This is a genomic window from Methyloglobulus sp., assembly GCF_040079455.1.
Lineage (GTDB): Bacteria > Pseudomonadota > Gammaproteobacteria > Methylococcales > Methylomonadaceae > Methyloglobulus.
Genome location: NZ_JBEBKJ010000149.1, coordinates 1 through 4,313, shown reverse-complemented (window position 1 = coordinate 4,313; position 4,313 = coordinate 1). Strand labels below are relative to the sequence as shown.

Genomic DNA, 4,313 nt, shown 5'->3' with positions numbered 1-4,313 from the left:
GTTGAACAGGTCTGCTTGTTCGGCAGTGTATTTCTCTGAATTGGCGCCAAAGCGTTTGTGAATTAACAACCGGATTTGTTCTTGCAGATGGGATTTTTGATGTTGAAGATATTGGACTTCACTTTGTAATTTGACCACAAGCTCACGCAAAGCAGCAATGTCATCCGGTAGGTCAAGTGGTTGTTCCATAACGCTTATTATACTATAAGCTTGTATGTTAAGCGATTGAAAATACAGTAATATCACTATAAAACTGAGTGATATTTCAATGCTTGATGCGGCTTCATTCGATTGACATCGAACCCCGCCAACAGCCATTCCAGTTGTTGGATAGTCAAAGAGACAACACCTGTATTATTGGCTTTTGGCCAAACGAAACGGTCTTTCTCCAACCGCTTTTGCCACAAACAAAAACCGTTGCGTTCCCAGTATAAGACTTTGATGGCATTTGATCGGCGATTGCTGAACACGAATACCGCTTCGGCAAACGGGTCATGCTTAAGCTGCGCCTCGACCAGCACCGCCAGACTACCCATGCCCTTGCGAAAATCGACCGGCTTGGCGCAAATATACACAGGCCAAGTAGGCTCAGAAAACCGTATCATAGGCGAATACGAGCCAGCGTTTCCAGTAATTCGACATAATTTGCAACCTTAATACCAGCCACCTCACAGTCAATACCGTTGGGCAGGTGGAAACGAAATGAAGTTATTTCATTGCTAGTAATCTCAGCAATAAGAGGTTCGGTTGGCTTAACCGTGACGCGGTGAAATACGGTGGGCGCTGGTTCTGGCTTTGCCAGACCGCGTTTCTTCAACCTGGCGTGCCAGCCATAAAAGGTATTCTCCAACAAACCTTGGCTGCGCGCATAACCCGCCAGGCTAAAACCGGACTGTTGCCAACGGTTATAGTGGTCAAGCCAATACTGCTCCTGTTCGGTTAGGGATTTGTTATCAGTTTTGTCATGTTCTGGTAACGCTTCCGACATCGCGTAATCCCTATTTTAAAATGGGGATACTTTGACACGATTATAGATGTTAAGAATAGATGCAGTTAATCGAGCGCTTACATATTAACATCACACTGAATGGTGAATGTACGTAACGCATTAATTAACGGGTATTCGCAATCCGGCAAAAGTGGCAAACCGTTTTTACAACGTATATACTATGGATGTACTTATAACCCCGCCCGAGGTGGAAGCCCATGGATACTGCACGAATATTCACTAACGGCAATAGCCAAGCCGTCCGATTACCCAAAGAGTTCCGTTTCGAGGAAAATGAAGTGGTTATCAAAAAATTAGGGGACATGGTCATCCTGTTGCCACAAAAATACCGGGCCGAAAGCTTATTGGCGATGCTTGAGGAAATAGGCCCGATGGAACTTATCCGCGAACAACCAACTGACCAGCAGCATCGTGACTTCGACTGAATTCTATTTGCTGGACACCAATATTTGCATATTCCTCCTCAACCAGCGTCCAGGATTTACACGAATTGTGGAACACCTGGATGGGCTTAACCGCAGCCAGGTCGGGCTATCGGCCATTACCGTCGCCGAATTGGAATTTGGGATTGCCGCCAGTCAACGGCCCGTCGATAACTTTAATCGGCTGGAACGGTTTCTGGTGGACTTCGAGGTCTTGCCATTCGACAGGACGGTTGCCCACTGCTACGGCCCGCTCAGGAAAAGACTGCAAGCGCAAGGAACCCCTATTGGGCCACTTGATTTCCTGATTGCTGCCCATGCCATCGCGTTAAAAGCAACCTTGGTGACGAACAATACCCGCGAGTTCCAACGTGTTTCTGGACTTAAGTTAGCGGACTGGTCTGTCCCCCAATAAGGACTTGTCCACCCATAAAATTGCTATTTACCTATTTTTTCTGATGTGTACGCCAAAAAGCAACTGATTTACAGGCTAATTTAATCGCTTAAAAGCAAAGGTCGGTTGATTCTTGCTTAATTTGTCAATCCACTGGCATCATTCGTCCCAATAAAAACGAATGGTGTTCCTATGTTGCCCTCACAACTAAACACCCTAATTTCACTTGTCCTGCCGGGTCTATTGCTCGCCGCTTGCGCCCACCAATCCACCTCGGCTTCGGACAAGCACCATCAAGCAAAGCAGAGGGCAACCGACACTTGGGAATCCCGGCCCGGGGTCTACGTGAACCAACCAGTTTCCAAGCAAGACCCTATCCTCGTTCAAACAGGGCGTTACAGCTACCTTCCGGCGAAACCCCCGCCTGAGCAACTAAACCCCTTGTTGACCGTGATCGATGTCCACATCCCCGATGGCATCAACACGGTCAAGGATAGCACCCAGTATTTGTTGCAGTTCAGCGGTTACCAACTCAGCCAAACCGTCAAGCCTGAATCCCATGTAGTTGCCCTGCTACAACGCAATATTCCGGAAGTCCACCGGCACTTTGAACAGGTAGTCTTAAGGGACGCATTACTAGCCTTATGCGGCAATGGTTACCGCTTGCTGGCTGACCCGGTCAACCGTTTGGTGGCATACGAGCGCGAGCCTAAATACCCAGTCTGGACGGCTCAATGAATGCCTTAGTTGCCCGGCTTAAAGAATTTATTCCGGCTATTACCCAGGTAACCTATGCCACAGCAGGCTTGTCAATGTTCATAATCGGTGATCCTGTTTTCAATTCTTTCGATTTCCTTAACAAGCTGTTTAATCATACGGGTGATTGAACGCACCGATTCTTTATTAATGGCCGCCTCAAAATGCTGTTTCTCCACTGTCCTTTGCCCGACCAACTGATTACGATGCCTTAGCAGATCTTCAAGTTGTTGGGCGATTTCCGTACGTGATTCGCGCAGTTTTAGTCTACCTTTAGCGAACGAGACTTGCGCGTAATGACGAATCATCTCTGCGTCAATGCGGTCATTTTTAGCATAGACGCCCATGGAATTAGCGTAATCACTGGCCCGCTTTGCATTAATGACGGCAACGGCGATGTTTCTTGATTGCAGAAAACTGACCAGTTTTCTTTCGTAACCTCCTGTTGCCTCCATCACAAAACAAACCTGATCAATAGCTGGGATGATTTTTAATAGCTCTTTAAATCTTTCTTCTTTATTATCAATGGTCAACACTTTTTTATCGTCAATGGCAATATCTAACTTAAGTTTCGCCTAAAGCACCTACTGTTGGTGCGACATCGATGCCAATCATGGTGTATGTATTTATAGGATCTGATATGATAATTACCTTTAGTACTCATACTTGTAAATGCGGAATCACAACGTGTTCCTGGCAACTGTTCGAGTTATAAAAAGCTAGGTGAAGCGACCATTGCTGCATGACGGTTTTATTGAATAAACCAAAGTCGTATCGGTCTACTTCACCCATTTTTTCACTAGAATTCCTATTCTAATAAAAACTTGATAAGTTGCTTGGTTTTAATCATACAAGTCGTCTTCACGGGTGTTGCGCTGCCGTGGCACTTCGACAAAGGTGGCATCGACTAGTTGCCCGACCTGGGCAATATAGCCTTGGGTTGCCAGTTGCCGGTGGAAACCGACGAACAACCTTTCAACCAAGCCCAAGGCCTTAAGCCGATCCCGAAACAACAGACGGTTTTGGCATCGGGGACGCGGTCTTCCAGTTGCAGCCCCAAGAAGCGCACTTGTGCCCTGTGGGTATGAAACTGAAGCTGTCACGGTACTGGTATTCGATGCCATCATCCAACAGGTTGTGCCGTTGCTGGAACACCAGCACTTTAAACATCAGCACGACATCGATGGGCTTGGTGCCGACATTACTTTTTCTAGCCTTCTCATGCACCCGATTGAGTTCAGGCCGGAACGCCTCCCAGTCTATGTGGGCCTTCAATCCCACTAGGGGATCGCCCATGTCGGCCAGTTGAGCGGCGCGTTCTTCGACATCAAATAATCCAGGTTGGCGGGGTTGTTTCATGGGCTTGATCAGGTCTTGATGGAGTTGCCACTATTATCTCATTTTAGGGCTATTTCAGGGTATGCAAAAATCATGGGAAAATGGGGGGATTATTAGATATGCCCTTAATTACAACTGAACCGTCTAACGGTATTTTTTCACACATTCGTTGTGAAAAATTTCACAGTAATCTCAACTGACTCCTTTTACACTCCTACCTGAAGGTAAACATCTTTTTTGCTTACCGGATTGCGTAATTAATTTTGTGAGGCGGATGGCAGCCTAAAAATTAATCACTGATGTTACGCACCCTACTCTTTAAACGCGTATGATTCTGGGATGAAAAAAGAAAACCTAGAGATATATACAGACTACCTGATCTGTAATAACGGAT

9 protein-coding genes are annotated in these 4,313 nt (G+C 46.3%); 3 read left to right on the top strand and 6 right to left on the bottom strand.

Annotation, left to right across the window (positions count from 1 at the left end; genetic code table 11):
- From ABL924_RS18070 to ABL924_RS18060, 3 genes are all read right to left on the bottom strand, one after another.
- A partial coding sequence (locus ABL924_RS18070) for a transposase (protein ID WP_349028490.1) occupies nt 1-189 on the bottom strand: 189 nt, incomplete at its 3' end.
- Between the two features lie 56 nt (nt 190-245).
- Nucleotides 246-605: an IS66 family insertion sequence element accessory protein TnpB gene (gene tnpB, locus ABL924_RS18065; protein WP_349028489.1), complete on the bottom strand. Its 360-nt coding sequence runs from the start codon at nt 603-605 to the stop codon at nt 246-248.
- Nucleotides 602-988, bottom strand: a complete 387-nt coding sequence (locus ABL924_RS18060) for a hypothetical protein (RefSeq protein ID WP_349028488.1) — start codon at nt 986-988, stop codon at nt 602-604. The genes tnpB and ABL924_RS18060 overlap by 4 nt, the downstream gene beginning before the upstream one ends.
- A 218-nt stretch (nt 989-1,206) precedes the next feature.
- On the opposite strand from ABL924_RS18060, the gene vapB reads away from it, so the two are divergent.
- The 3 genes from vapB (at nt 1,207) to ABL924_RS18045 (ending at nt 2,563) form a co-directional block, all read left to right on the top strand.
- Nucleotides 1,207-1,434: a type II toxin-antitoxin system VapB family antitoxin gene (gene vapB / locus ABL924_RS18055; RefSeq protein ID WP_349028487.1), complete on the top strand. Its 228-nt coding sequence runs from the start codon at nt 1,207-1,209 to the stop codon at nt 1,432-1,434.
- On the top strand, nt 1,421-1,846 hold the full coding sequence (locus ABL924_RS18050; RefSeq protein WP_349028486.1) for a type II toxin-antitoxin system VapC family toxin: 426 nt from the start codon (nt 1,421-1,423) through the stop codon (nt 1,844-1,846). Before vapB ends, ABL924_RS18050 begins: the two co-directional genes overlap by 14 nt.
- A 171-nt stretch (nt 1,847-2,017) precedes the next feature.
- On the top strand, nt 2,018-2,563 hold the full coding sequence (locus tag ABL924_RS18045; RefSeq protein ID WP_349028485.1) for a hypothetical protein: 546 nt from the start codon (nt 2,018-2,020) through the stop codon (nt 2,561-2,563).
- A 71-nt stretch (nt 2,564-2,634) separates the two neighbouring features.
- Here the strand turns inward: ABL924_RS18045 and ABL924_RS18040 are convergent, their stop codons facing one another.
- From ABL924_RS18040 to ABL924_RS18030, 3 genes are all read right to left on the bottom strand, one after another.
- Nucleotides 2,635-3,114 (bottom strand): transposase, encoded by a 480-nt coding sequence (locus ABL924_RS18040; RefSeq protein WP_349028484.1) that lies wholly within the window; start codon nt 3,112-3,114, stop codon nt 2,635-2,637.
- Between the two features lie 309 nt (nt 3,115-3,423).
- Complete coding sequence (locus ABL924_RS18035; protein ID WP_349028483.1) at nt 3,424-3,564, bottom strand: hypothetical protein; 141 nt, start codon at nt 3,562-3,564, stop codon at nt 3,424-3,426.
- A 10-nt stretch (nt 3,565-3,574) separates the two neighbouring features.
- The gene (locus ABL924_RS18030) at nt 3,575-3,940 is read right to left on the bottom strand and encodes a transposase (RefSeq protein ID WP_349028482.1); all 366 of its coding nucleotides are present in this window, start codon (nt 3,938-3,940) and stop codon (nt 3,575-3,577) included.
- Nucleotides 3,941-4,313: the final 373 nt, after the last annotated feature.